6 protein-coding genes are annotated in these 4022 nt (G+C 51.3%); all 6 read left to right on the top strand.

Features of this window, described 5'->3' with window-relative positions:
- The coding region (locus VIN66_RS08525; protein ID WP_331923579.1) for a M24 family metallopeptidase at window positions 1–182 on the top strand (182 nt) is incomplete at its 5' end.
- A 113-nt stretch (window positions 183–295) separates the two neighbouring features.
- A complete protein-coding gene (locus VIN66_RS08520) occupies window positions 296–547 on the top strand; it encodes a hypothetical protein (protein ID WP_134056020.1) in 252 nt (83 codons plus the stop codon).
- Between the two features lie 105 nt (window positions 548–652).
- Window positions 653–2587, top strand: coding sequence for an ATP-dependent DNA helicase (locus VIN66_RS08515; RefSeq protein WP_331923578.1), 1935 nt, complete (start codon window positions 653–655; stop codon window positions 2585–2587).
- Entirely contained in the window at window positions 2580–3293 is a 714-nt protein-coding gene (gene tsaB / locus VIN66_RS08510) for a tRNA (adenosine(37)-N6)-threonylcarbamoyltransferase complex dimerization subunit type 1 TsaB (RefSeq protein WP_331923577.1), read from the top strand. The genes VIN66_RS08515 and tsaB overlap by 8 nt, the downstream gene beginning before the upstream one ends.
- A gap of 68 nt (window positions 3294–3361) precedes the next feature.
- Window positions 3362–3664: a hypothetical protein gene (locus VIN66_RS08505; RefSeq protein ID WP_331923576.1), complete on the top strand. Its 303-nt coding sequence runs from the start codon at window positions 3362–3364 to the stop codon at window positions 3662–3664.
- Window positions 3665–3725: 61 nt separating this feature from the next.
- On the top strand, window positions 3726–4022 hold a 297-nt coding region (locus VIN66_RS08500; RefSeq protein WP_331923575.1), incomplete at its 3' end, for an SDR family NAD(P)-dependent oxidoreductase.

The following is a 4022-nucleotide window of genomic DNA, read 5'->3' as shown; positions in this document are numbered from 1 at the left end:
GGCCCTATTTAGTCGAGGGCAATACCATGCCACTGGCAACAGGCATGTGTTTTAGTAATGAACCCATGCTGGTGTTGCCGGGGGAGTTTGGTGTGCGGCTGGAAGATCATTTCTATATGACCGACACTGGGCCGCGCTGGTTTACTGAGCCAGCTGAAGATGTTGAGCAGCCATTTAGCTAAGGCTGGTGGCATTTAGTCTGAACTTGTCAGTAGCAACGTACTCTTATCGTTAACAGGGCGTTAAAGCTTATCGCTCTGTTGCCGATAAGGGGAAGTAACTGCAGGAGAGTGTGATGGATGCTTTTATGCCCTTTGTTCAGCGTGTGCCCGGTTCGCCGGTGGAACCTGACCCGAAACAGGTTGTGCCGGTATTTAAAGAAGCCCGCCTGAGCCCGGTTAAACCGCACGAGCAGAAATACCTGATTTTGCAGCGGCCACAGCGTAAGCGTGATCGTCGTCAGGATGAATACCCGGATGCCCCCTACACTACGCCCGAAGATGAGCAGCATGTCGATAAAGACGGTCATCTGGATATTTTTGTCTGAAATTCGCCGTTGTTGAGGCATAATAGCGGCCTGTTTTTTCTGCCGGTTGTGATCTGTTGTCTTTCTTATTTATCACTGCTTTTAACTGCCGTTGCCTGAGTCATTATGCTTAAGCAGGTAACGAGTGCCTTTGCCGCGGGTGGCGCCTTAGCAAAACATATTGCCGGCTTTAATGCCCGTGATGCCCAGTTGCAAATGGCGCAGGCGGTAGCTGATGTGATTGAACACCCCGGGGCTTTGGTGGTTGAAGCCGGTACCGGTACCGGTAAAACCTACGCTTATCTGGTACCGGCGCTGCTGAGCGGCAAAAAAGTCGTACTATCGACAGGCACCAAAAACCTGCAGGAACAGCTGTATTTTCGCGATCTGCCCAAGGTGGTTAAAGCGTTGGCCAGCCCATTGCAACTGGCACTGTTAAAAGGTCGCAGCAACTATCTATGTTTGTTTCGGCTTGAGCAGCACTATAACCACGTGCCGGTGCAGGATGAGCAACTGATCCAGGATCTGAGCCTGATTAAAAAGTGGTCTGCCGAGACTCAAAGCGGTGATATCGGTGAGCTGACCTACATTGCTGAAGACTCTAAAGCACTACCTTATGTCACCAGTACCACTGACAATTGTCTGGGTAAAGACTGCCCGGTGTATGAAGAGTGCCATTTACTGAAAGCGCGTAAAAAGGCACAGGCGGCCGATTTGGTGGTGGTTAATCATCATTTATTCTTCGCCGATTTAGCATTAAAAGACACCGGCTTTGGCGAATTGCTGCCGCAAATGGATGTGATTATTTTTGATGAAGCTCATCAGCTGCCAGATATCGCCAGTGACTATTTTGGCGAGAATGTCTCAAGCCGCCTATTACTTGACCTGTGCCGTGATATCGATATTGCCTGCAAGAGCGAACTACGTGATCATCCGCAACTGGCAAAAACAGCAGATAAAGTAGCGCAACTGGTAAAAGACTGGCGCCTGCAGTTTGCCACTGAGCCGTCACGCGGTAACTGGCGCGAAGCCTATCAGCAGGCCGCAATGCAAACTGCGCTGAACCGTGTCAGTGAAGCAATAGACATGCTGTATCTGGTCATGAAAAGCAGCCTTGGACGCAGCGATCTGATTGACAACGCTTTTGAGCGTCTGGCGTTGTGTAAGGCCCGGCTGCTAAAACTTATGGACATGCAGCAAAGCGGCGTCAGCCTGTGGTATGAAACAACCCGCCTGCACGTTAACCTGCATCTGACCCCTTTGAGTATCGCAGATAAATTCAGCAACATTGTCGCTGAAAATGAGCGCAGCTGGATATTTACGTCTGCTACCTTGTCAGTCAATAACGGCTTTACACATTACACTGCGCAAATGGGCTTAACTGCTGCCAAAACCTTGCTGTTGCAAAGCCCGTTTAATTACAGTGAACAAGCCATGTTATGTGTGCCAAGGTACATGAGCGAGCCACACGAGCAGGGCATGGCACACCAGTTGCTGCAAATTGCCGTACGCTTGGTTGAGGCCAACAATGGCCGCTGTTTTTTCCTGTTCACCAGCCACCGTATGCTACAAATGGTCGCGAAACAATTACCTGAACTGGTACGCCAGCCGGTGCTGGTGCAGGGTTCGACGGGCAAGCGCTTGTTGCTGGAACAGTTTGTCACGCTGGATAATGCGGTACTGTTGGGAACCGGCAGTTTCTGGGAGGGGGTAGATGTACGTGGTGATGCACTCAGTTGTGTCATTATCGACAAGTTGCCTTTTGCCTCGCCGGATGAACCTTTACTGCAGGCTCGCAGTGAGGACTGCGCCTTGCGTGGTGAAGACCCTTTTGCCAAAGTACAGTTGCCGCAGGCGGTGATCACATTAAAGCAGGGGGTTGGGCGTTTAATCCGCGATGTTACCGATCGTGGCGTTATGGTGATCTGTGACAACCGGTTGGTCACCAAACCTTATGGCGAAGTATTTTTAACCAGTTTACCGCCCATGCGTCGCACCCGGTCGCTTGACGAGGCAGTAGATTTTTTAACCCAGCTAAAACAGGACAACCAACGTGACTAAAAGCGTAGTGATGCAATCTGGCCCCAAGCTATTAGCTCTTGATACCTCAACAGAAGCGTGCTCTGCAGCCTTACAGCTGGGCAGCGAAATACTGACGCTGGATGAGGTCTGCCCGCAGCAACACAGTAAACGTATTTTGCCGATGGTCCAGCAGTTACTCAGTAACGCCGGCGTTAGCCTGGCTCAGCTAGATGGTATAGTCTTTGGCCGTGGCCCCGGCAGTTTTACCGGCGTGCGTATTGGTGTTGGGGTTACCCAGGGGCTGGCATTCGGTGCTGACATTCCGGTGTATGGTGTTTCTACCCTGGCTGCGATGGCACAGGCCGCCAGGCGGCTGTATAACGCAGAGCAGGTTGTTGCGGCAATTGATGCACGCATGGCTGAAGTTTACATTGGCAGCTTTCGCGCAGAACAAGCCCTGATGCAGGCAATAAGTGACGAAATTGCGGTTAAACCTGCGGAATTAAAGGATTTTGCACTAAGCGGTAAAGTGTATGCGGTGGGAACCGGCTGGCAAACGTATCAGCAGCAACTGCTTGAGCTGCAACAGGCCGATATTCTGGCGGATATTTTATACCCGTCTGCACAGGACATGCTGGCACTGGCCATACCGGCTCTAGCTGCCAACGCTTTTGTTGGCGCCGATCAGGCTGAACCTGTATACGTGCGTGATGAAGTAACCTGGCAAAAGTTGCCAGGCCGATAACTGAAAAACACTTGGCTTGTTGGCGCGACGGGTTATAATTAGCGCTAAGTTTGTTCGGATATTGTGCTATGACACTGAATATCAATTCTGCTGCTAATGCTACGCAAAGTATCAGTACCGTTTTTAATGGCACTGAGCCGCGCCGTGCCCAACCGCGCAACGAGCAAACCACTGAACTGCCGCAAGGTCGCGGCGTTCGTGCCAGTGCAGCTGTCATCGACCGGTTGGACGATGAACGGCGCCAGCAAGCTAATTTCCGCAGTGCGACTGACCGGCGCAGCCAACAGGCAATAGATGCCTATCAAAGCCAGGCCAATGAGCAGCGTCGCAGTGAAGTACAATCTTTGCTGGGTGTAGATCTTTACGCCTGAATAAATCCAATCTGCTGTTGCAGCCGTAACCTTAACAACGTCATATTGTTAAGGGGCTATTATGAATCCCACCTGCTTAATTACCGGTGCAAGTTCCGGCATTGGCCGAGAGCTGGCGCTGTATTATGCCGCGAAAGGCTGGACAGTATATGCTGTAGCACGCTCAAAAGATAAGCTGGATGAACTGAGCCGGCAGGCTGGTATTAATGCTGTTTCGCTGGATCTGACTGATGATGGCGCTGTGAAAGCTGCTGCAGAGCAATTACAGACGGACGGCGTAGTGCTGGATCTGCTGCTGTTAAACGCTGGTACCTGCGAATATGTTGATGTTGCAGATCTGGATCTGGCGTCCTTTGAC

Source organism: Rheinheimera sp., from assembly GCF_036568245.1.
Lineage (GTDB): Bacteria > Pseudomonadota > Gammaproteobacteria > Enterobacterales > Alteromonadaceae > Alishewanella.
This window is presented reverse-complemented; position numbering and strand designations above follow the sequence as displayed.